Here is a 22,466-nt window from a genome sequence, read left to right on the forward strand (position 1 = left end):
GCGCGCCGCTTCCTCGCAGGCCCGGGGCTTCGGATACTTCGCCGCCAAGGTGCATCCGGACGTCCGGGTCCTCGACGAGGGCGGCAGCATGCTGCACGACCGGATCGACGCGGCCCGGCGGGCCGGTGCCAGTGCGCTGATCTGCTTCGCGCCGCCGCCCGCGCGTCGAACTCCTCCAGCCTCGCCTGTGCGTCGGGCAGGTCGTCGCACATGGCCTCCAGCAGTACCCGCCCCAGCAGCATCGGCGCGCAGGCGGTGTCGAAGGCGAGCCCCGTTCCCACGGCGGCGGGGATCAGCAGATCGCTGTACGCGGCCACCGGCGCGAACGCGGAGTCCGCGACCGAGACCACGGCCAGCCCCTGGTCCCCCGCGTGGGCGAGTGCGTCCACGACCTCGCGCGGGTGGCGCGGCAGCGCGAAGCAGATCAGCGCACTGGCACCGGCCCGCCGGGCCGCGTCGATCCGGTCGTGCAGCATGCTGCCGCCCTCGTCGAGGACCCGGACGTCCGGATGCACCTTGGCGGCGAAGTATCCGAAGCCCCGGGCCTGCGAGGAAGCGGCGCGCAGCCCGAGCACGAGCAGGGGCCGCGAGGCGGCGAGGAGCCGGCCGGCCCGTTCGACGGGCCCCGGGTCGGCGAGCAGTTCGGCGAGGTGGCGCAGGTTCTCGATCTCGCCGAGCACCGCCTGCTGGTACTCGTTGTACGTGTCCTCCCCGTCGCCCTCGGCGGGCCCGGCCGGGGCGACCTCGCGCAGGTGCTTGCGCAGCGCGGGGTAGCCGTCGAACCCGAGGGCGACGGCGAACCGGGTGACGGAGGGCTGGCTGACCCCGGCCAGTTCGGCCAGTTCCACGCTGGAGAGGAACGGGGCGTCGCCGGCCCTGCGCACCATCGAGTGCGCGATGCGCCGCTGCGTGGGCGTGAGCCTGCGCCCCTCGAACAGCTGCTGCACCCGCGCGGCCGGGCTGCTCCCGCTCATGCTGTCCCCTCGGTAGACCGGCCGTGCCGGGATCCGGCACCGCCGAATCCATTCAGCCAGCAAGCCGTCTGCATGTCCATATGCAGCCGCTCCGTGGACCGGGTAGCCGGCCCACCCCTCAGGGGAAACAGGGGGGCTAGCCCCACTGACCCGGCCGCTCCCGCTTCGTACCGTGGAACCATGGACGCACCCGACACCGAGCTCAAGAAGGAGCTCAAGGCCACGCTGGAGGCCCGCAGCGAGCTGGGGGCCGAGTACGACTCCGCGCTCGTCGATTCGTTTCTCGAGAAGGTCGAACAGCGTCTCGACGGCACGCTCGACCGCCGGGTCCGGCGCCATCTCGCCGAACAGCAGATCAGCGTCGCGCGCGGGGCCCGCGCCCCGCAGCTGCCCCTGGGGAACTTCGGTGAGCGCTTCGGGTTCGGGATCATCTCCCTGATCCTGGCGATCCCGCTGTCCGCCATCGGTGTCGCGAACGCGGGGATCGAGGGGCTCGTCGTGGCCTGGCTCGGCATCGTCGGCGTCAACGTCGTCCAGGCCGCGCACAGCGGGCGGGTGTTCAGGCGCCGGGAGAACGAGCGGCGGACGACGTCCGACTGGGAGGACTGAGCGTCTCAGGCCTGGCGGGTCGGCAGCACGACGACCTGGCGCAGGTTGATGTGGCGTGCGCGGCTGGTCGTGTACGCGATCAGGTCGGCGATCTCGTCACTGGAAAGCCCGCCGAGCGCGTCGAACATGCCGTCCAGCTGACCGCTGAGTTCCGCGTTGTCGACATGGCCGGCCAGTTCGGAGTCGGTGAGGCCGGGCTCGATGTTCGTGACGCGGACGTCGCGCGGGCCGAGTTCGGTGCGCAGCGAGGCCGACAGGTAGGTGAGCGCGGCCTTCGTGGCCCCGTACACGGCGTAGTTGGGGAACGTGACGTGCGCGCCGATCGACGAGATGTTGACGAGATCGGCGGTGCGGCCCCCGGCGGCGGCCGCCACCAGGTCGGCCGTGAAGGCCCGGATGATGCGCAGGACACCCGTCACGTTCGTGTCGAGCATCCGCTGCCATTCGTCGGCGCGCCCCGCGTCCACCGGGTTCGGCAGCATCACACCGGCCGCGTTGACCACCAGGTCCACCGGGCCGAACTCCGTACGCACCCGCTCGGCGGCGGCGTCCACGGACGCCTGGTCGGTGACGTCGGTGACCACGACGAGTGCCTGACCGCCGTCGGCGGTGATCTTCCCCGCGAGTTCCGTCAGCCGGTCCTCGCGGCGGGCCAGCAGCGCGACCCGTACCCCGTGGGCGGCGAGCAGCTGTGCCGTCGCGTTCCCCATGCCGCTGGCGGCTCCGGTGATGACGGCGGTGCGGCCTGCGAGCGTTGCGTACGTCATGTCCGAACTCCTCGGTGCTGTCGTCCTCCGGGGTGCTTCCCCGGCCCGGCCCCCACTCTGTGACGGCGCGCGGCGGCTACCCAGGGGTGCGTCTTTCCTGGGTCCGCCAGTACCAGGCTGGGAACCGGCCGGTCTTCTACGATCGGCGGCATGGACGGCGACCTCGGAGACTTCCTCCGCTCACGACGTGCCCGAATCCGGCCCGAGGACGTGGGGCTGAACTCCTACGGCCGCAGGCGCGTCCCCGGGCTCCGGCGCGAGGAGGTCGCGCAGCTCGCCGGGGTCAGCGTCGACTACTACATCCGGCTGGAACAGGGCCGGGGCCCGAGCGTCTCGGACGCCGTGCTGGACGCGATAGCCCGGGTGCTCCGGCTGGACGGGACGGAGCACGCCTACCTGCGCACGGTGGCCCGCCCCGCACCACGCAAGGCCGCTCCGCCCGCCGCGCAGCGGGTACGGCCGGGGCTGCGGCTGCTCCTGGACACGCTCGACCCGGCGCCCGCCTTCGTCCTGGGCCGCCGGATGGACGTCCTGGCGTGGAACGCGCTGGGTGACGCGGTCGTCGGCTTCTCCCGGATGGCCGCCGCCGAACGGAACATGCCGCGGCAGACGTTCCTGGAACCGGCGGCGCGGGAGCTGTACCCGGACTGGCCGGCCGTGGCGGCGGAGACGGTCGCGTATCTGCGCCTGGACGCGGGACTTCACCCCGACGACAAGCAGCTCGCCACCCTGGTCGGCGAACTGTCCATGAAGAGCGAGGACTTCCGCCGGCTGTGGGCGGACCACCAGGTGAAGGCGAAGACGTACGGCGTGAAGCGGATCGACCACCCGGTCGTGGGCGGACTGACGCTTCCGTACGAGACGCTCGGCGTGCCCGGCGACCCGGACCAGTCGCTGGTGGTCTACACCCCGGAGCCCGGTTCGGAGACGGCGGAGCGCATCGCCCTGCTGGCGAGCTGGGCGGCCGCACCGCGGACGGGGGAAGGGGAGGACGGGAGTCAGGAGGACGCGCGCGGTCTTCGCGCATAGATGTGTCGCGGGGACCGCCGCACCCCCGGTTTCCCAGGGGGCGGGACGACGGCGGTCCCCGCGAAGGACGCGATCCGGGTCAGGGCCGGATCTCGCATCCGGGCGACGGTGGAGGTCCGGGAGCCGCTCCGTAGTCCGTGTCGCCGTTCGGGTGCCGGCGGGTTTCCCTGCCGACACCCACTAATCTGCCCGAGCCGTGTTAAGCCGGTGCTGCGGCCACGTGTCGCGCTCGTACCGTTTTCGCGAAGCGCGCGTTCCGTTCCCGGGCCGCGCGTCCGGCCGCACGCCGGGGCCTTCCGTCCCGGGCCCCGCGTCCGGCGCTACGGCTGCGCGGGCGTGGCCGAGGCGTCCTTGGCGAGGAACGCCAGGAGGTCCTGCCGACTGACGACGCCCTTCGGCTTGCCCTCCACGAGCACGATCGCGGCGTCGGCCGCGCCCGTGCCGCCGAGCACCGCCATCAGGTCCTCGACCGGTTCGCCGGAGCCGACCTGCGGCAGCGGCGGCGACATGTGCTTCTCCAGCGGGTCGGTGAGCGAGGCCTGCTGGGCGAAGAGCGCGTTCAGCAGCTCCCGCTCGACGACCGAGCCGATGACCTCGGCGGCCATCACGTCCGGGTGTCCGGCCCCGGGCTTCACGATCGGCATCTGCGAGACGCCGTACTCGCGCAGCACGTCGATCGCCTCGCCGACGGTCTCCTCCGGGTGCATGTGGACGAGCGTCGGGATCGGGCCCGCCTTGTAGTCGAGGACGTCGGCGACCCGGGCGGACGGTCCGGTGTCCTCCAGGAAGCCGTAGTCCGCCATCCACTCGTCGTTGAAGATCTTCGAAAGGTAGCCGCGGCCGCTGTCCGGCAGCAGGACGACGACCACGTCGTCGGGTCCGAGCCGCTTCGCGACCTCCAGGGCGCCCACGACGGCCATGCCGCAGGAACCGCCGACCAGCAGCCCTTCCTCCTTGGCGAGGCGGCGGGTCATCTGGAAGGAGTCCTTGTCGGACACGGCGACGATCTCGTCGGTGACCGTCCGGTCGTACGCCGACGGCCAGAAGTCCTCGCCGACGCCCTCGACCAGATACGGCCGGCCGGAGCCGCCGGAGTAGACCGAGCCCTCCGGGTCCGCGCCGACGACCTTGACGGCGCCGCCGCTGGCTTCCTTCAGGTAGCGGCCGGTGCCGCTGATCGTGCCGCCGGTGCCGACCCCCGCCACGAAGTGCGTGATCTTCCCGTCCGTCTGCTCCCACAGTTCGGGACCGGTGGTCTCGTAGTGGGAGCGCGGGTTGTTCGGGTTGGAGTACTGGTCGGGCTTCCAGGCTCCGGGCGTCTCACGGACCAGCCGGTCCGAGACGTTGTAGTACGAGTCCGGGTGCTCCGGGTCCACCGCCGTCGGGCAGACGACGACCTCGGCACCGTAGGCGCGCAGCACGTTGATCTTGTCCGTGGACACCTTGTCCGGGCAGACGAAGACGCACTTGTAGCCCTTCTGCTGCGCGACGATCGCCAGGCCCACGCCCGTGTTGCCGCTGGTCGGCTCGACGATCGTGCCGCCGGGCTGCAGCTCGCCGCTCTGTTCGGCCGCCTCGATCATGCGCAGGGCGATCCGGTCCTTGACCGATCCGCCGGGGTTGAAGTACTCGACCTTGGCCAGGACCGTCGCCTGGATGCCGGCCGTCACACTGCGCAGCCTCACCAGCGGGGTATTGCCTACGAGACTGATCATCGAATCGTGGAATTGCACCGTGTACTCCGGGGTCTCCGAGATGGTGCCGCAAGAGTATGCGTACGGGCACGAGATTGGGCGAAGCGATTGAACGACGGCCACTTGGGGGCAGTTAGCACTGTGTACGGCGGTAGGGCAGTACGGCAAGGAGGAGGTGGACCGGACTGTGTCGAGAGCGAGGGTGGCACGGCGGATCGCGGCGGGCGCGGCCTACGGCGGTGGCAGCATCGGGCTGCTGGGCGCCGCGGCGGTGGGCGTCCTGCTGGCGGAGGTCCAGCTGGCGAAGCGGCAGGTGGGAGGCGGCACCGCACCGGTGCCGCCGAGCGCGGACGGGCGGTACGGGGTGGCGTTCACCGGCCCCGCGGACCCGCTGAGGTTCGGGCTGCTCGGGGACTCCACGGCGGCCGGGCAGGGGGTGCGCCGGGCCGGGCAGACTCCGGGGGCGCTGCTCGCCTCGGGGCTCGCGGCGGTGTCGGAGCGGCCGGTGGATCTGCGGAACGTCGCGCAGCCGGGGGCCAGGTCGGACGATCTGGAACGGCAGGTCTCGCTGCTGCTCGCGGACCCGGCCCGGGTGCCGGACGTCTGCGTGATCATGATCGGCGCCAATGACGTGACGCACCGGATGCCCGCCACCCAGTCGGTGCGCTGTCTCACGACGGCGGTGCGCCGGCTGCGTACGGCGGGGGCCGAGGTCGTCGTGGGCACCTGCCCGGACCTGGGCACGATCGAGCCGGTCTACCAGCCGCTGCGGTGGATGGCCCGCCGCGTGAGCAGGCAGCTGGCGGCGGCGCAGACGATCGGTTCGGTGGAGCAGGGCGGGCGCACGGTGTCGCTGGGCGACCTGCTGGGCCCTGAGTTCGAGGCGAACCCGCGGGAGCTGTTCGGCCCGGACAACTACCACCCGTCGGCGGAGGGGTACGCGACGGCGGCGATGGCGCTCCTGCCGACGCTCTGCGCGGTGCTCGGCCTGTGGCCGGAGACCGACCGGCTGGACGGGGCACGCCGCGAGGACATGCTGCCGGTGGCCAAGGCGGCCTCCCAGGCGGCCAAGGAGGCCGGTACGGAGGTCACGGGGGCCCGGGCGCCCTGGGCACTCCTCAAGCACCGCAGGCGGCGGCGCCTGCCCGCGCCGACGGAGCCGCACCCGCACCCGGAGATGCACGGCGAGGCGGGCGGCTCGACGCGGGTGGAACGGCGCCCCGGCACCGGCACCGGCACGGACACCGCGCCGCGGCACGCCTGAGATGCGCCGCGCGGGGCTGCGGGATGCGCCGTGCGGCACGCCTGCGGATGCGAGGCGCGGGGCCCCCGCAGGACGCGCCGTGCGGGGCCCGCAGGAGGCACCGTGCCGGGCCCGCAGGACGCGCCGTGCGGGGCCCGCAGGAGGCACCGTGCCGGGTCCGCAGGACGCGCCGTGCGGGGCCCGCGCCCTGCTCGCGCCCGGCCCACCGCCAACGAACTGAGCGGTTGCTTAGAAAAGAGGCCCGCATCACACGCCCTGTCGGGTGACCTCAGCAGTACGTCCGGGTAACTTCCAGAGCAGTCCTGCCAGACAGCCTTCCAGCCCTCATGGAGCCGCGTGATGCCCGAAGCCGTGATCGTCTCTGCTGCCCGTTCGCCCATCGGCCGGGCCTTCAAGGGTTCGCTGAAGGACCTGCGCGCGGACGACCTGACCGCCACGATCATCCAGACCGCCCTCGCCAAGGTCCCCGAGCTGGACCCGAGGGACATCGACGACCTGATGCTCGGCTGCGGCCTCCCCGGCGGCGAGCAGGGCAACAACCTGGGCCGCATCATCGCCGTACAGATGGGGATGGACCACCTTCCCGGCTGTACGGTCACGCGCTACTGCTCGTCCTCCCTGCAGACCAGCCGCATGGCGCTGCACGCCATCAAGGCCGGCGAGGGCGACGTCTTCATCTCCGCCGGTGTGGAGATGGTGTCCCGCTTCGCGAAGGGCAACTCCGACAGCCTGCCGGACACCCGCAACCCGCTCTTCGCCGACGCCGAGGCCCGCACCGCGGCCCGTGCCGAGGAGTCCGGCGCGAGCTGGCACGACCCGCGCGAGGACGGCCTGGTCCCGGACGCGTACATCGCGATGGGGCAGACGGCGGAGAACCTGGCCCGGATCAAGGGCGTCACCCGTCAGGACATGGACGAGTTCGGCGTCCGCTCGCAGAACCTCGCCGAGGAAGCCCTGAAGAACGGCTTCTGGGAGCGCGAGATCACTCCGGTGACGACGCCGGACGGCACGGTGGTCTCCAAGGATGACGGCCCGCGTGCGGGTGTCTCCCTGGAGGGCGTGCAGGGCCTGAAGCCGGTCTTCCGCCCCGACGGCCTGGTCACCGCGGCCAACTGCTGCCCGCTCAACGACGGCGCCGCTGCGCTCGTGATCATGTCCGACACCAAGGCGCGCGAGCTCGGCCTGACCCCGCTGGCGCGGATCGTCTCCACCGGCGTCTCCGGCCTCTCCCCCGAGATCATGGGCTACGGACCGGTCGAGGCCAGCAAGCAGGCGCTGAAGCGGGCCGGACTGACGGTCGACGACATCGACCTGGCCGAGATCAACGAGGCGTTCGCCGCCCAGGTGATCCCGTCCTACCGCGACCTCGGCCTGCCGCTGGACAAGGTCAACGTCAACGGCGGCGCCATCGCCGTCGGCCACCCCTTCGGCATGACCGGCGCCCGGATCACCGGCACGCTGATCAACAGCCTGCAGTTCCACGACAAGCAGTTCGGCCTGGAGACCATGTGCGTGGGCGGCGGCCAGGGCATGGCGATGGTCATCGAGCGGCTGAGCTGAGCCGGGCCGGCCCCGGTCGTCGCGGGGCGGGCCGATGCACCGCGGGCCCGCCCCCGCAACCGCTCACCTTCTCGTTACGCTCCGGATCCGCCGGATCACCGGCCATCGGCGTCCGCCGGGCCCACACCGCCTTCCGGGCCCTTCGGCCGGACAAAGTGGCCGGTTCCGAGCCCCGACCGTGACCGAATCTCCCCCAGGATGTGACCTATCTCCTGGGGGAGAGTCATTCCCGCAGGTCACACCCGCATCAGGGTTAAACCCCGGGCCCAAAGACCTGTCCAATTCGTGACGTAATGCACTGACACAGGGCGCCGGTACAGGACAAGCTGATGTAGGAAGTCGGGGGATCGATTGAAACCGGGAGTATGTCAGTGAGCGCCATGCCTCTTGCCCTGTTGCTGACCACCGCCGCCGCCACGGCCGTGGGCGCTGCCGCTCTGCACGCCGCTCACGGGCTGCGTCAGCAGGTGGCCGCCCTGCGGAGGGAGCTGGCCGACGGCCGCGCCCACAGTGCGGCCGTACCCGCTCAGAGCCGTAACGAAGCCACCCCTGCCGCCGAAATACGCGCGGCGGTCGCCGAGGCGCTGGCCGAGGAGCGGGAGCGCGAGCTCGCCGAGGCCCGGGCCTTCTGGGCCACGCAGGAGGCGCGCGACGCCGCCGACGCCCCGTCCCTGCTGGGCGGCCTGGCCGGGCTGGGCGAGGACGCCCCGTTCTTCATGCCGCGCCAGAGCGACTTCGCGGGGCTGGAGCCGATGGACCTCGACGCCACGGAGGCGTTCGAGGAACTGACGGAGCTGGCCGAGCTGACGGAACTGGCCGACATGGCCGAGCTCCCGGAGACCGCCGAGTTCGCCGAGGACTCCCCCGAGCTGGCCGCGGCACGCCGCCGCCACCCCTCGCACCCCGACTTCGTGCCGGTGCAGACGCCCGTCGTCACCGACCACGAGCGCACGGTGAACCGCCTGGAGGAGCTGGCCGACAGCCGGACCGAGCTCTCGGACGTGCGCCCCGGCCCGCTGGGCACGCTCGACGTGTACGTCTTCGCCGACGGCACCACGCTCTGTATGACCCCCGGCCACCGCGAGACGGCCGAGCAGCTGGCCGCGTCACTGCGGGCCGGTGAGCACCCCGTGCTCCTGGGCGGTTCCGGCGTCTCCGGCGCGTACGCGCTGACGTTCTCGTGCGGCAAGGACAACGTCTACATACTGGCCGACCGCGTCATCGCGAGCTTCTAGCCCGCGGGACCGGTCTCCGGCTCCACTCCCGGTGCCCAGCGGCTCTCGCCGGCCGCTGCCCCAGGACAGTGCGCTCTCGGCGCGCCCCTGACGAACGCCCGCGCGTGCCCCCTACGCGAAAGCCCGCGCGGCCGCTTCCTCGACGAACTGCACGGCCTCGTCCAGCTCCACGGACGGGGCCATTTCCAGTGCCACGGCCAGGTCCCGCCCCGCGACGGCGAGCTGGTCGCCGATGGCGAAGATCCCGGCGTCCGGCATGATCCGCGGCTCCCTGCCCGGCGCCTCGGCGCGCTGGGCCCGCACCGCCAGCTCCCGCGCCACGGCCAGCCCCTCGGCCGCCGCTCCCCGCTTCAGCCTGCTCTGCGGGGCGGCGCGCAGCCGGTCGGCGAATCGGTCCACGGCGGTGATCAGGGGCGTCGTATCGAGCACCCCGCGACCCTACGCGTACGGCCCGGCGAACAGGAAACGGCCCGCAGGCTCCGTCCTTCCGGAGCCTGCGGGCCGTCGCCGCGATCAGATCGGCGTGACTAGTCGTCGCCGCTGAGGATGGAGAGCAGACGCAGCATCTCCAGGTAGATCCACACCAGGGTCATGGTGAGGCCGAAGGCCGCCAGCCAGGACTCCTCGCGCGGAGCGCCGTACGCGATGCCGTCCTCGACCTGCTTGAAGTCCAGGGCCAGGAAGCACGCGCCGAGGATGATGCCGATGACACCGAAGAGGATGCCGAGACCGCCGCTGCGGAAGCCCAGGCCGTCACCGCCACCGAACGCGGCGAACAGCAGGTTGACCACCATCAGGAGCATGAAGCCCATGGCGGCGGCCATCACGAAGCCGTAGAACCGGCGGGTGACGCGGATCCAGCGCATCTTGTACGCAAGCAGTACACCGGCGAAGACACACATGGTGCCCATCACGGCCTGCATCACGACGCCCGGCGAGATGTACGTGCTCACCGCGCTGGAGATGACCCCGAGGAACACGCCCTCGAAGGCCGCGTACGCGATGATCAGCGCGGGGACGGGCTTGCGCTTGAAGGACTGGACGAGCGACAGCACGAAGGCGATGATCGCGGCGCCGATGGCGATGCCGTACGACTTGCCCAGGTTGGCCTCGTCGACCGGCAGCAGGGCCCACGCGAGCGCGGCGCCGAGCACGACCGTGCCCAGCGTCAGCGCCGTACGGGTGACGACGTCGTCGATCGTCATCACACCGGAGCGCGCCGGCGCCTGCGGGGCGCCGTACTGGGCGTCCGGCTGGGCGTACGGGTTGGTGGCGTACGGGTTCGGGGCGGTGCCCTGTGCGTACGGGTTGGCACCCGCTACGGGGGCCCCGGCCTGCGGTGACGCGTTGAAGCCCGCGTGACCGTTGTCGCGGCTGAAGCCCCGTCGCGAGAAGACCGGGTTGCTGCTCCTCATCTCACTCCTCCATGGCCACCCAGCGTGGCCTTGCCACAAGAGTAATGGGTAGGCAAAACAATCTCCCTAGTGCCAGGGGAGGATCTTTCCGCGATCGGCCGGCCGGCCCACGCTCACCCCGCCTCCCGCGCCGCACGCTCCACGCGGTCGCGATGGCCCGCCCACCACGCGGCGTCGCCGGGGGCCGTGTTGCGGCCCTTCTCCCGCTGGCCCGTGGCCCCGTCGACCAGCTCCCGTACGACGTCGGCGTGGCCCGCGTGGCGCTGGGTCTCGGCGACCATGTGGACGAGAACCCGGTGGAGGGTCAGTTCCTTGCCCTCTCCCCCGGGGAGCAGGCCCGTCGCGTCGAGGTCCAGCGCGTCGATCGTCGCGTCGGAGTGGGCCCACACCCGGCGGTAGCGCGTGATGATCCCGTCACGGGTCTCCTCGGCCGTCGCCCACAGGTCCGCGTTCGGCTCGGCGTCACCGGCGATCCAGAGCTCCGGCGCGTCGGCCGGACGTCCGAAGACGTCGCCGAAGTAGAAGCCCTCGGCTCCGGTGACGTGCTTGACCAGGCCCAGCAGATTGGTGCCCGTGGAGGTCATGGGCCGCCTGATGTCGTACTCCGGCAGTCCTTCCAGCTTCCACAGGAACGCTTCGCGGGCATCCTGCAGATACAGGTGCAGGTCCTTCTTGTAGCCGGTCTCCCGGTCTGCCTCGTGGCCCGTCCTGGTCATGACGCCACTCTGCCCGGGCACCCCGCCAGCGCCCAAGGGATTTTCTCCCCTGCCCCGGGTACGGGGAGAACCGCTCGCCACGCTCGCTTGACCTGGAGCGCGCTCCAGATCCCAGGATGGGCGGCATGGATACCAAAGACACCCGGATCGTCCTCGGCACCATGGACTTCGGCACCCGCGTCGCCCCGGACCGGGCCTTCGCGATCCTCGATTCGTTCGTCGCAGCCGGCGGTGTCTGGCTCGACACCGCGAACTGCTATTCCTTCTGGACCGACCCCGCCGGTGTCGGCGGCGCCAGTGAACGTGTCATCGGTGCGTGGCTGCGGGCCCGCCCGGGCGTGCGCGACACCGTGCGGATCGCGACGAAGGTCCGCCACAACCCGCTCGTCCCGCACGCGCCGGAAAGCGCCGAAGGGCTCTCGGCGCGCGCCGTTCGCTCCGGTGCGGAGGAGAGCCTGGGGCGTCTCGGAGTCGATCACGTCGACTTGCTCTGGGCTCACGCGGAGGACCGTGACGTTCCGCTGGAGGAGACGGTCGGGGCCTTCGGCGAACTCGTCGGCAAGGGAGTGGCCCTGCGGGTCGGGGCGGCGAACCACGCCGCCTGGCGCGTCGAGCGCGCCCGGTCGCTGGCCCGGGAGCAGGGCGTCGAACCGTGGACGTGCCTGCAACTGCGCCACTCGCTCGTCCAGCCGCGCCCGCTCACCCCCGTCGCGGAGGGCGGCCACCGCATGCTCACCGCCGAGGACCTCGACCTCGCGCGCGCGGAAGAGCTCGCCGTGTGGTCGTACAGCTCCCTGCTGTGGGGTTCCTACGTGCGCCCGGACAGGCCGCTTCCCACGACCTACGATCATCCTGGGACCACCCGGGTGCTCGCGGTCCTGGACGACATCGCCGGCGAACTCGCGGCTACGAAGAACCAGGTCGTCCTCGCGTGGCTGATGCTTCAGGGGATCGACCCCATCGTCGGCGCAAGCCGGGTGGAGCAGATCGAGGAGGCACTCGCCGCACGCCGTGTGCGGCTCGGTGCCGAGCACCTGGCACGCCTCACCGAAGCCCGGTAGCGGCGGTCACGGAAGGAGCACCATGACGGCCATCACCCCGGCCACGGCCGCCGACCGCACCGGCGTGTCCATCGACACCCTGCGCTACTACGAGCGCGAAGGGCTCATCGGCCCGATCCGGCGCTCAGCCGGCGGACGCAGGGAGTACACCGAGGACGACGTCTTCTGGATCGGTCTCGTCTCGTGCTTCCGCGAGGCCGGTCTCGGCATCGCGGACCTGCGGGGGTTCGTCGCCATCCTGCGCGCCGAACACCCTCCGCAGGAGCGCGTCGCCTTCCTGCGCGAGCGCCGTACCGCCCTGGAACAACAGGTGGCGGCACTCCACCGGGCCATGCAGGTCCTCGACGACAAGATCGCCTACTACAGCTGAGCCGGACGCCGGCAGCCGCTTAGTCCCGCGACCCGGCCGCCGACGCCTCGGCCAGGCGCTCGAACGTCTCGTTGAGCACCGCTCGGCGTTCGTCCTTGTACTCCGGCTTCGGCTCCAGGCCGTCGATCGTCGCCTCCCACACCCCCAGGAACGTCTTCTGCCAGCCCCGGATCACCTCGGGCGACGGGAGCGTCACACCGACCCAGCCCTGCCGGTCCAGGACGAGGAGCAGTTCCAGGTTGCAGGGGACGGTGACGCCCCAGTACTCGTCCGGTTCGAGCTCCACGGGGTCACCGGCCATCGCCTCCGTCACTTCGGCCACCAGCCGGCCGGCCAGGTCCCCGAGGTGGTCCGCCGCCGTGTCGCTGTCGAAGTTGCCCGCGCCCCATGTGCCCACTGTTCCGCCTCCGCGCCGTGCGTCGTCGATTCCGTACGCAGATCACAGCAGAGGGCACTGACAATCGCGGGGACGGCCGGTCAGGAGAACAGGTTCTCCGGGAAGTCCGTGAGGAACATCAGCAGCACCAGCGCCATGAGCAGCAGCGAGACGGCTCCCTCGGACAGCGCGGCGCGCGGGCTGCCCGCCAGGGTGGCCGTCCGGTGCGGGTCGGCCGGGTCGTAGCGGACCGTGACCCGTGCCCCCTCGTGGAATCGCTTGTTGCCGCTGTTCCGGAACTCGACCCACTCCCCGTTCTGCGCGGTGAACGCGAACACGTGCGAGGACCGCCGGTCGCCCGAGGAGCCCGTCGCCGTGTCGCGCTCGTCCACCCGGACGCAGCGCGCCGGGGCAGAGACGCCGGAGCGTGCGCCGCGCAGCTGCTGGACGGTCCGGCCCAGGGACCTGAGCGCCACCAGCGCGACGACACCGGTGAGTACGAGCGACGTGTCCATGGAGACCTTCTAACCGTTGCGCAGCCTGTCGACGAGGAAACCCACCGCACAGCCAACCACCAGGACCACCAGCTGCACCAGGAACGTGATGACGGTGAGATCACTTCCCTGGGACAGGAAGATCACCAGCTGGAGGACGACGGCGGGGGTGAACGCCGCGATGAAGTGCCGTACCTGCGACTCCCGTGACGCGCCCTGGTGCACGGCCGCCGCCGCCCACACGCCCAGCGCGACGCAGGCCGCGGACGGCAGGTGCAGCAGCAGGACGGTGCGGACCGGTGAGGCCATGGTGGAGACGTCGTCGCCCGTGATGACGTCCCAGACGAGCACGGCGAGGACCAGCTGCGTCACCAGCGTCACCACGATGCCGGCGGCCCAGGGCAGCATGAGGTTCATCAGCCGCGGCCGGTCGTGGGCGGGTGCGGCGTACCCGCGGTGTGCGTCGTATCTGGACATTCGGCTGCCTCTTCGTCGTCGCCCGGCGTTCGGGCGCTACTTCACCTGGATGCTGTCGACGATCTTCGTCCGGTCCGCGTCACTGAGCTTGCCCGCCTGGGCGTCGATGCGGACGGAGTAGATCTTTCCCTCGGAGTCGACGCCCGTGATGACCACGCCGTCGACCGTCGCGCCCTTCGGGGGCGACTGCGGCACACCCGTGCCGGTGTAGGTGAAGTCGATGCGCTTGGCATCCTTCGCCCCCTTGATGCCCGCGTCCTTCGTGCTCTTCACCTCGGTGGTCGCCATGAGGAGCGCCCGGCCGACCGAGGCGGCGTCGTCGCCGGTCGAGGCCTCGGCGAAGCCGCTCTGGATCGACACCTTCACCGTCGGCCGGCCCCCCTCGCTCCGCAGGGCCGCGGCGTCGTTGAGATTGCCGCGCTCCGCCTTGCTCTGCTCGGTGAGAACCGGCGGATAGGCGAGCGACACCGTGGGTCCCGCGAGCTTCTTCCAGCCGCTGGGCGCGGCGGGCGCGGCCGCGTCCGATCCCTTCTCCCCGCCGCAGGCGGCGAGCATCAGACCGGCGGTGAGGACGGCGGTCGTGACGGCGGCAGTCCGCACCGTCCGCCGGACGGAAAGCTTGGTCATGATCAGGTCTCCTTGTACCGGTGAATCACTTGGCACAGTAGCTGTACGGGAAGAACGAGCGCTGGCCTCCGGAAGGAGCCCCGAGGAACTCGGCCTTCGTCAGGCTCTTCTCCGACTCGGAGGTGGTGTAGGCGCCGTTGATGCCGGCGATCTCCAGGTTGATGTCGAGGCCGATCTCCTCGGACGAGGACGATCCGTCGTACTCCTGCTTGCTGACCTGGCCGTGGTTGAACGCGTAGTGGCCGAACGGGTCGCCCGCGCCGGGGTCCTTGGTCGGCACCGGCGTCCCGGTGAACAGGTAGGTGAAGGCGCTGTTCATACCCTGGCCGGAGAACATCTGGGCCTTGATGGCGTCGGACTCGGCCTGGGACATGTTCTTGTCGTCCAGGGGGACGGTGGTGGTGATGACCTGGGTGGTCGTCCCGCCGCCCTTCTTGTTGCCGTTCACGTCGCCCTTGAGACCGGCATTGGCCTCCGCCTTGCCCTCCAGGGTCCGCGTCATCGTGATGCTCTTCACCTTGCCGGTCTTGCTGTCGACCGTGACGGTGATGGCGCCCGCCGCCGACCCGGCGGCCTCCGCGCCCGCCTTGACCGGTCCGGCCTCGCCCTTCGCGTACGCACCGCCGGTGGCCTTGGCCTGGTACGTGTACGCGTCGGTGTTGTTGATGTGGTTCTGCGTCAGCGTGACTTCGTGCGACCCGGAGATCTTGACGCCGGCCTCGACGGTGGCGCCGGGCTTCGGGGCCGGGGTGGTCGTGCCGTCCGCGTTGGTCGTGTCGGGGGCGTTCATCCCCGCGCCGAACTGGAGACCGGCCTGGGCGGCGACTTCGAGGCTGATCTTCTGCGTGGTGATGTGCTTGTTGCCGAGCTTGTCCTCGATGTTCTTCTTGAGGCGGCTCTCCTTGGCCTTCGGCCCCTTGCCGAACCAGCTGGCGATCTCGGTGGACCCGCCGACGATCGGGCTGAGGTTGGAGAGCTTGTTCAGCCGGCTGAGCTTCTTGTACTCCTCCAGGTCCTTGCGGAACTGGTCCGCTTCCTCCTGGCTGTCGAAGACCCAGGTGTCGCCCGTGGTGACCGTGAGGCCGGCGCCGATCTCGACCTTGTCCTTGCCCACGTCACCGATCTTGATACCGGCCTTGGGCTTCTCCGTGCCCTTGACCGAGCCGGCGTCCGTGAAGGTGAGGGAGACCTGCTCGTCGTTGTCGTCGATCTTGCCGTCTTTGTTGACGTCCGTCTTGGCCTTGGTCGTCGTCTCCTCGAAACCGAACTCGCCACCGAACTCGATCCCGAGCGTCTCGAACGAGACCCCGAACTTGCCGCCCTGCGTGCCGGACTTGGTCACGGTGGCGCAGGTGAGGGGCTCGAACTCGGCGTTGGGATCGCCGCTCGCCTCGCCTTCCTTGCCGCCGCCGCAGCCCGCGCTGCCGCCGCCCACCGACGAGACGAGGCACTGGATCCGGTCGGTTATCCGCCCGCCGACGCCGGCCGCCGCCATACCGCCGATCAGGGCGACGACGACCAGAATCGTGCCGAGGTACTCGAACGCGGTGGCTCCCCGGTCACCCCATCTGCTGCTGGGTATGGGCTCCCGGTACCTCGTCCGCGGCATGGCTTGTCCTCCCGTATGGCCTTAGGGCAGGGAGGCTATGAGAGGTGCGGGTGTTCCGGCACGGGCCCGTGGGCCCAAATGCGGGGCCTCATTCCGGACGTACGAGCGAACGGCAGTGGGCCCAGTGGGTCCGGGCGGGCCCTGCGGAGATCTCGCGGAGCCGGACCGGACCCCGGCCCTACGGCGCCCGGTGCGGTGCACGGCGTACGGCGAGGACGGCCAGGTCGTCCTGTTGCACCCCGGCGGTGAACTCCCGCACATCGTCGACGAGCGAGCCGACCAGCCGGCCCGCGGTGATGTCGACGCGGCCGCCGAGACGTGCCTCGAGCGGATAGAAGTCGCCCTCGCGCGATCGGGCCTCGGTCAGGCCGTCGGTGCACAGCAGCAGGGTGGCCCCGGCGGGAAAGGCGAACCAGCCCACCGTGCGCGGTGCGTCGACCAGACTCGCCAGGCCCAGCGGCACGTGTTGGTCCTCCTCGCCGACGACGGTGACGGCGCCCTCGTGCAGCAGGTAGGGCGGGATGTGGCCGCACCCCACGACCTGGGTGTCGGTGCCCGCGCCCACGCCCAGGACCAGCGCGGTGACGAACCGTTCGGGCTCGCCGCGCTGTCCGGCGTAGTCGTTGTGCCGGACGACCGCCGCTTCCAGCGCGTCGACGAGCGCGGTCACCGTCGGCTCGCGGTGGGCCGCCTCCCGGAAGGCGCCCACCACGTCGATGGCCATCCCGATGGCGGCCAGGCCCTTGCCCTGGACATCACCGATCAGGATCCGGGTGCCCCAGGCCGTGGCCACCACGTCGTAGATGTCGCCGCCGACGAGTTTGTCCTCCTGCAAGGGCTCGTAGACGCCGTCCACCAGAACGTCGTCGGTGAGCAGCGGCAACGGCCGCAGGATCTGCCGCTGCATCGCCGCCGCGGTGGACCGCAGCCGCACCAGGGCGCCCTCACGCATGACGCGCACCCGGGCGCCGTAGACGGCCAGCGTGCCGAAGCCCAGGGCGAACACCGCCAGAATCAACCGGTCGAGGATCCGCTCCCCGGGCTGGAAGACCAGCGGCTCGATGACGACGAGGATCACCCACGCGGAGACCATCGCCGTCTGGCGCGGGCTGCACAGGGCGGCGGCGAACGCCGGGAGGTACACGAGCAGCCCGAGGAGGAGCACCGCGGTCCCGGTCAGCAGGCCGAAGACGACAACCACGGCCGTCGCCGCCAGGGTGGCCAGGACGACGCCGCGGGTGGAAGGCGTACGGATGGCGGTGCCGTCGCCGCTGTCCGACGCGGTCTGCGCCGAGGACCTCGCCGCGCGCAGCGGACCGGACATGCGGGCATCCTCCAGCGGCGATGGGCTCGCGCATGCGTGTACATGCGCGGAACGGGACGGGGCCCTCGATCATCCCTGCCCGTCACGGGACCGCGGGGAGGCTGGCCGTCACCCGGCCGAAGTGCGCCCGCACGGAGGGGAGAGCCCGGATCGCTCCTGGCCCGTGCCCGCCGCGGCGGGCGTTCCGAGGGGCGGATCCGGTGCGAGGAATCTCGGACGGCGGACCGCCGGAGGCCGGCCCGCCTCCCCTGGACGAGCCGCGCGGTGGTGCCCGGAACCGGACTCGAACCGGTACGCCCCCGAGGGGCAGCGAGGTTTAAGCTCGCCGTGTCTGCATTCCACCATCCGGGCTTGGCGCGCGGCTCCGCGTTGGCACATGACCCTATCCGGGGGCTCCCCCCGGCCGGACGGACAGTGGCTCGATGTTGTCTTATTTTATTGATCGCTTGAGGGTCCGTCAGCACACGTGGGAGGCATAGTCACATGGCTGGGCGGGGTGGCGGGTGCGGCGGACGCGTATCCGAATTGACGGAAAGTCGCCGCACCCACACAGCCGATTCGCCAGGGGCGCGCCACGGATCGCCAGGGGCGCGCCACCCCTACCGGGGAAGGCCGTCGTTGACGCACCGCAGCACCGGGTGCGCGCCCAGTGCCTCCGGGTGGGCCAGGACCGCACCTGTGATCATGAACACCCTGCTCTCCCCCGGCAGCAACGTGACGAGCATCTCGTCCACCTCGGCCGCCGGGTCGAGCCGGTCGGGGAAGAGCGCGAGGTCCCGCAGGAGGGTGCGGGCCGTCACCTCGACGCGGTAGCCGGGCGCCTCGGCCCCGCTCTCCGTCACCGTGACGTCGTACCGGGCCGGCGGCAGCGCGAGGCGGGTGTCCTCCTCGTAGAACTCCACCGCCCGGGTGGAGCCGAGACGCGCGGCCAGGAGCTCGCGGGTCCGGTCGCCCGGCTCGGCGACCGACGGCGGCAGCGGGACCCGGGTGACCGCGCGGGCGGCCGTGCTCACGACCACCTCCTCCTCGGCCAGCACCGCCCCGTCCAGGCCGTGCCGGGTCAGCCGCAGCGTGCCGGTCCAGGGCTCCGGGGCGTCGTTGACGAGATGGACGGCGCCGTCGCGCACGGCGATCAGGCGGTCCGCGTACACGGCCCGCAGGGCGTACCAGAGGGGCTTGCGGCGGCCGTCGCCGTCGACGGCCGACCAGGAGACGACCGGCCAGCAGTCGTTGAGCTGCCACACGATCGTGCCCATGCAGTACGGGGTGTGGGAGCGGAAGTGGCGGATGCCGAAAGCGACGGCGCGGGCCTGGTTGAGCTGGGTGAGCCAGTGCCAGTCGTCGAAGTCCGCACCGGGCCGCGGCAGGTGGTCGCCCAGGCCCCGGAGCAGCTTGGCGTTGCCGTCCTCGGCCTTCTGGTGGTGGGCCAGGAGCGGGGCGTCGGGGGTCAGCGGGCCGCTGACCGCGCGACGCAGGGTGGCGTACGCGGGCGGGCCCTGGAAGCCGAACTCGGCGACGAAACGGGGCACGCGGTCGGCGTAGGCGCGGTAGTCGGCCCGGTTCCACACGTCCCAGATGTGGATGGTGCCGTGCGCCGGGTCCTGCGGGTGGATGTCCTCGGTGCCGGAGTAGGGCGAGCCGGGCCAGTAGGGCCGGGTCGGGTCGGTTCCGGCGACGATCGCGGGGAGCAGCTCGTGGTAGTAGCCGTGGCCCCAGGTGCGGTCACCCAGTTCCTTCTGCCATCCCCAGTCGGCGTGGCCCTCCAGGTTCTCGTTGTTGCCGCACCACAGGACGAGGGAGGGGTGCGGGGAGAGGCGGGTGACGTTCTCCCGGGCCTCGGCAGCCACCTCGTCCCACAGCGGCTGTTCCTCGGGGTAGGCGGCGCAGGCGAAGGGGAAGTCCTGCCAGACCAGCAGGCCCCTCTCGTCGGCCAGTTCGTAGAAGTCGTCGCTCTCGTAGAGGCCGCCGCCCCAGACCCTGACCAGGTTGACGCCCGCCGCGACTGCCTGGTCGAGGCGGTCGGAGATCCGCTGCCGGGTGACGCGGGCGGGGAAGCAGTCCTCGGGGATCCAGTTGACGCCGCGTACGAAGACGGGTTCACCGTTGACGACGAACCGGAACGCGTCGCTTTCCAGCACGACCCCGCGGAAGCCGGTCCTGCCCTGCCAGACACGGGCGCCGAGGCGGACGGTGACGTCGTACAGGGGCTGCTCGCCGTGGCTGTGGGGCCACCAGAGCTCCGCCCCGGGGACGGAGAGGGTGACGGTGGCCCGGTTCTCGCCGGCGAGGACGGTGAACGGGGCGCGCTCGCCCGCGACCTCCACGACGGCTTCGAGTGCCTCCTGGCCGGACCGGTCGACGTCCAGCTCGGCGGTCAGGCGCGGCACCCCGTCCGCGTCCAGATCCGGCAGCAGCTTCACGGACGCGATGCGCGGCCCGCTCCAGGTCTCCAGCGCGACCGGCCGCCAGATGCCGGACGTGACCAGCGTGGGCCCCCAGTCCCAGCCGAAGTTGCACGCCATCTTGCGGATGAAGGCGTACGGCTCCGCATAGGCGCCGGGCCGGTCGCCCAGCCGGTCGCGCAGCTCCTCGGCATAGGTGTACGGGGCGGTGAACCGTACGTCGAGGGTGTTGGCGCCCTCGGCCAGCAGGGCGCGGACGGAGAAGCGGTAGCCGCGGTGCTGGTTGGCGGTGCGGCCCACCTCGATGCCGTTGAGCAGGACGGTGGCGACGGTGTCGAGGCCCTCGAAGCACAGGTCGGCGTGGTCGTGCTCGTCCGGCGTCCAGTCGAACGTGGTGCGGTACGTCCAGTCGGTGCGGCCGATCCAGGTCAGCCGGTTCTCGTTGTCGTCCAGGTACGGGTCGTCGATCAGCCCCGCCGCGAGCAGGTCGGTGTGGACGCAGCCGGGCACGGTGGCGGGGACGCCCCCTGTGGGGAGCCCCACGGGCACGGGGCCGTCCGCGCTGAGCGTCCAGCCGTCGTGCAGGGGCAGGTGGCGAAGGGTCACGCGGAGGTCCTTCCGCAGTCGGGGAGCTGGGCGCAGGCGACGAAGTGGTCCGGCTCGGTCTCGTACAGGTCGGTGTCCGGCGAACCCGCCTCGTGGAAGGCGCAGTGCTCCACCGGCTCGGGCGGGTCCCACGGGGTGTTGAGGCGGGGCACGGCGGCCAGCAGGGTGCGGGTGTAGGGGTGGAGCGGGTTGCCGAACACCTTCTGGGTGTCGCCGCGTTCGACGATCCGGCCGCGGCGCAGCACCACGGTCTTCTCCGCCAGGTAGGTGCCGAGCGCGAGGTCGTGGGTGATGTAGAGGACGCCGAGGCCGCGTTCCTTGAGGGCGGCCAGGAGGTTGAGGACGTCGATGCGGGTGGAGGCGTCGAGCATGCTGGTGATCTCGTCGGCGACCAGGAAGCTCAGGTCGAGCAGGAGGGCGCGGGCGATGAGGAGGCGTTGCAGCTGGCCGCCGCTGAGCTGGTGCGGGTAGCGGCCGAGCACCTGTCCGGGGTCCAGGCGGACGTCCCGTACGGCCTTCTCGACGCGGTCGGCCCACTCCTTGTCGGAGACGCCCGGGTGGTAGGCGCGGCGGATCATGTCGAAGACGCGGTCGGCCCGGAAGACGGGGTTGTAGCAGGAGAAGGGGTCCTGGAAGACGCCCTGGACGCGGCGGTAGAAGTCCTTGCCGGGACGGACGGGGCGGCCGTCCAGGGTGAGGCTGCCGGAGCTGACTCCGGTCAGGCCGAGGATCATCCGGCCGATGGTGGACTTCCCGCTGCCGCTCTCGCCGATGAGGGAGACGACCTCGCCGGGCTCGGCGGTGAAGGACACCCGGTCCACCGCGGTGACGGAACCGCCGCCGAAGGCTCCGGCGCGGTAGGTCTTGGTGACGTGGTCGAGGGTCAGCATCAGGCCTTCCAGCATGCGACGGAGTGACGGGGGGCGATCTCCACGACCGGGGGTTCCTCGGCGCACTGCTCGTCGGCGAGCGGGCAGCGGTCGCGGAAGCGGCAGCCGGCCGGGGGGTTCAGCAGGGAGGGCGGGGCGCCCGCGATGCCCTTGAGGGGCTTGTCGGCGTACCGGGCGCCGACCTCGGGGAGCGAGCCGAGCAGCAGCTTGGTGTACGGGTGGCGGGGCGCGGTCGTCAGGACCTTCGTGGGCGCCTTCTCGGCGAGCTTGCCCGCGTACATCACCATGATCGAGTCGGCGATGTGCGAGGTGAGACCGAGGTCGTGCGTCACGAAGATCATGCTGGTGACCAGGCCCTTGTCGCGCAGCCCGGTGAGCGCGCCGACGACGGCCCGCTGGGTGGAGACGTCCAGGGCCGAGGTGACCTCGTCGGCGATGAGGACGGACGGGTCGAGGAGGGTGGAGATCACCATGACGGTGCGCTGCTTCATGCCGCCGGACAGCTCGATCGGGTAGCGGTTCAGGACGTCGTGGTCCAGGCCCACCAGGTCGAGGCGGCGGTGCAGTTCGGGCGTGTCCACGCTGACGCCGCGGGAGGCGAGCAGCTCGCGGATCATGCGTCCGATGCGCCGGGTCGGGTTGAGTGCGCTCATCGAGTACTGCGGCACGAGCGATATCCGGTGGAAGCGGAAGGCGTTCATCGCGCGGTCGTCGGCGACCGGCACGTCGTCCCCGTCGAGGGTGACGGTGCCGCCCGCGTGCCGCATCCGGCCGTCGAGGCGGATCAGCGACTTGCCGAGCGTCGTCTTGCCGCAGCCCGACTCGCCCGCCAGGCCCAGGATCTCCCCGTCGGCCAGGTCGAACGAGACGCCGTCCAGGGCCCGGACCTCGCCGCGCAGGGTGCGGTAGTGGACCCGCAGGTCGGTCACGGTCAGGGTCATGTGCTCAGGGCCTCTCCGGGATCGGT

21 protein-coding genes, 1 tRNA gene and 1 pseudogene are annotated in these 22,466 nt (G+C 71.5%); 7 read left to right on the forward strand and 16 right to left on the reverse strand.

Translation table 11 applies throughout. The features are described from left to right. Positions 1 to 146: 146 nt before the first annotated feature. Positions 147 to 974, reverse strand: a pseudogene (locus tag EAO72_RS22025) (MurR/RpiR family transcriptional regulator); the annotation flags it as partial. A gap of 180 nt (positions 975 to 1,154) precedes the next feature. Here EAO72_RS22025 and EAO72_RS22030 point away from each other — a divergent pair. Continuing rightward, positions 1,155 to 1,583 (forward strand): hypothetical protein, encoded by a 429-nt coding sequence (locus EAO72_RS22030; RefSeq protein ID WP_148019009.1) that lies wholly within the window; start codon positions 1,155 to 1,157, stop codon positions 1,581 to 1,583. A 5-nt stretch (positions 1,584 to 1,588) separates the two neighbouring features. Here EAO72_RS22030 and EAO72_RS22035 read toward each other — a convergent pair whose 3' ends face one another. Then, positions 1,589 to 2,350: an SDR family oxidoreductase gene (locus EAO72_RS22035; protein ID WP_148019010.1), complete on the reverse strand. Its 762-nt coding sequence runs from the start codon at positions 2,348 to 2,350 to the stop codon at positions 1,589 to 1,591. Positions 2,351 to 2,500: 150 nt separating this feature from the next. Here EAO72_RS22035 and EAO72_RS22040 point away from each other — a divergent pair, with 150 nt between their 5' ends. After that, a complete protein-coding gene (locus EAO72_RS22040) occupies positions 2,501 to 3,379 on the forward strand; it encodes a helix-turn-helix transcriptional regulator (protein ID WP_148019011.1) in 879 nt (292 codons plus the stop codon). A 320-nt stretch (positions 3,380 to 3,699) separates the two neighbouring features. Here EAO72_RS22040 and EAO72_RS22045 read toward each other — a convergent pair whose 3' ends face one another. Next, a complete protein-coding gene (locus EAO72_RS22045; protein ID WP_148019012.1) occupies positions 3,700 to 5,112 on the reverse strand; it encodes a cystathionine beta-synthase in 1,413 nt (470 codons plus the stop codon). A 163-nt stretch (positions 5,113 to 5,275) separates the two neighbouring features. On the opposite strand from EAO72_RS22045, the gene EAO72_RS22050 reads away from it, so the two are divergent. From EAO72_RS22050 to EAO72_RS22060, 3 genes are all read left to right on the forward strand, one after another. Beyond that, entirely contained in the window at positions 5,276 to 6,337 is a 1,062-nt protein-coding gene (locus EAO72_RS22050) for an SGNH/GDSL hydrolase family protein (RefSeq protein ID WP_148021964.1), read from the forward strand. Between the two features lie 339 nt (positions 6,338 to 6,676). Then, positions 6,677 to 7,897 (forward strand): acetyl-CoA C-acetyltransferase, encoded by a 1,221-nt coding sequence (locus EAO72_RS22055; RefSeq protein WP_148019013.1) that lies wholly within the window; start codon positions 6,677 to 6,679, stop codon positions 7,895 to 7,897. A gap of 365 nt (positions 7,898 to 8,262) precedes the next feature. Beyond that, the gene (locus tag EAO72_RS22060) at positions 8,263 to 9,132 is read left to right on the forward strand and encodes a hypothetical protein (protein ID WP_261991600.1); all 870 of its coding nucleotides are present in this window, start codon (positions 8,263 to 8,265) and stop codon (positions 9,130 to 9,132) included. A gap of 111 nt (positions 9,133 to 9,243) precedes the next feature. On the opposite strand, the gene EAO72_RS22065 is transcribed toward EAO72_RS22060, so the two are convergent. From EAO72_RS22065 to EAO72_RS22075, 3 genes are all read right to left on the reverse strand, one after another. Further along, complete coding sequence (locus tag EAO72_RS22065; RefSeq protein WP_148019014.1) at positions 9,244 to 9,561, reverse strand: hypothetical protein; 318 nt, start codon at positions 9,559 to 9,561, stop codon at positions 9,244 to 9,246. 98 nt (positions 9,562 to 9,659) lie between these two features. After that, a complete protein-coding gene (locus EAO72_RS22070; protein WP_148019015.1) occupies positions 9,660 to 10,547 on the reverse strand; it encodes a Bax inhibitor-1/YccA family membrane protein in 888 nt (295 codons plus the stop codon). Between the two features lie 113 nt (positions 10,548 to 10,660). After that, positions 10,661 to 11,263 carry a DinB family protein gene (locus EAO72_RS22075; RefSeq protein ID WP_148019016.1) on the reverse strand — a complete coding sequence of 201 codons (603 nt, stop codon included), beginning with the start codon at positions 11,261 to 11,263 and terminating at the stop codon, positions 10,661 to 10,663. 125 nt (positions 11,264 to 11,388) lie between these two features. Here EAO72_RS22075 and EAO72_RS22080 point away from each other — a divergent pair, with 125 nt between their 5' ends. Together EAO72_RS22080 and EAO72_RS22085 are read left to right on the forward strand one after the other, a co-directional pair. Then, positions 11,389 to 12,324 (forward strand): aldo/keto reductase, encoded by a 936-nt coding sequence (locus EAO72_RS22080; RefSeq protein ID WP_148019017.1) that lies wholly within the window; start codon positions 11,389 to 11,391, stop codon positions 12,322 to 12,324. Positions 12,325 to 12,346: 22 nt separating this feature from the next. Further along, positions 12,347 to 12,694: a MerR family transcriptional regulator gene (locus tag EAO72_RS22085; protein ID WP_148019018.1), complete on the forward strand. Its 348-nt coding sequence runs from the start codon at positions 12,347 to 12,349 to the stop codon at positions 12,692 to 12,694. 19 nt (positions 12,695 to 12,713) lie between these two features. On the opposite strand, the gene EAO72_RS22090 is transcribed toward EAO72_RS22085, so the two are convergent. The 10 genes from EAO72_RS22090 to EAO72_RS22135 form a co-directional block, all read right to left on the reverse strand. Then, positions 12,714 to 13,091 (reverse strand): DUF4259 domain-containing protein, encoded by a 378-nt coding sequence (locus EAO72_RS22090; protein ID WP_148019019.1) that lies wholly within the window; start codon positions 13,089 to 13,091, stop codon positions 12,714 to 12,716. An 80-nt stretch (positions 13,092 to 13,171) separates the two neighbouring features. Next, positions 13,172 to 13,585 (reverse strand): DUF3592 domain-containing protein, encoded by a 414-nt coding sequence (locus EAO72_RS22095; RefSeq protein WP_148019020.1) that lies wholly within the window; start codon positions 13,583 to 13,585, stop codon positions 13,172 to 13,174. Positions 13,586 to 13,594: 9 nt separating this feature from the next. Then, entirely contained in the window at positions 13,595 to 14,041 is a 447-nt protein-coding gene (locus tag EAO72_RS22100; RefSeq protein ID WP_148019021.1) for a hypothetical protein, read from the reverse strand. Positions 14,042 to 14,077: 36 nt separating this feature from the next. Continuing rightward, positions 14,078 to 14,668 (reverse strand): hypothetical protein, encoded by a 591-nt coding sequence (locus EAO72_RS22105; protein WP_148019022.1) that lies wholly within the window; start codon positions 14,666 to 14,668, stop codon positions 14,078 to 14,080. Positions 14,669 to 14,693: 25 nt separating this feature from the next. Then, entirely contained in the window at positions 14,694 to 16,277 is a 1,584-nt protein-coding gene (locus EAO72_RS22110) for a hypothetical protein (RefSeq protein ID WP_148019023.1), read from the reverse strand. 178 nt (positions 16,278 to 16,455) lie between these two features. Next, a complete protein-coding gene (locus EAO72_RS22115; protein ID WP_148019024.1) occupies positions 16,456 to 17,601 on the reverse strand; it encodes a PP2C family protein-serine/threonine phosphatase in 1,146 nt (381 codons plus the stop codon). A gap of 265 nt (positions 17,602 to 17,866) precedes the next feature. Then, positions 17,867 to 17,952: transfer RNA gene (locus tag EAO72_RS22120), tRNA-Leu, on the reverse strand. A 248-nt stretch (positions 17,953 to 18,200) separates the two neighbouring features. Then, entirely contained in the window at positions 18,201 to 20,609 is a 2,409-nt protein-coding gene (locus EAO72_RS22125) for a glycoside hydrolase family 2 protein (protein ID WP_148019025.1), read from the reverse strand. Next, positions 20,606 to 21,514, reverse strand: coding sequence for an ABC transporter ATP-binding protein (locus tag EAO72_RS22130; protein WP_261991601.1), 909 nt, complete (start codon positions 21,512 to 21,514; stop codon positions 20,606 to 20,608). The genes EAO72_RS22125 and EAO72_RS22130 overlap by 4 nt, the downstream gene beginning before the upstream one ends. Beyond that, entirely contained in the window at positions 21,499 to 22,440 is a 942-nt protein-coding gene (locus EAO72_RS22135) for an ABC transporter ATP-binding protein (RefSeq protein WP_148019026.1), read from the reverse strand. The genes EAO72_RS22130 and EAO72_RS22135 overlap by 16 nt, the downstream gene beginning before the upstream one ends. Positions 22,441 to 22,466 lie beyond the last annotated feature (26 nt).

It is taken from the genome of Streptomyces sp. OR43 (assembly GCF_008042275.1).
Classification (GTDB): domain Bacteria; phylum Actinomycetota; class Actinomycetes; order Streptomycetales; family Streptomycetaceae; genus Streptomyces.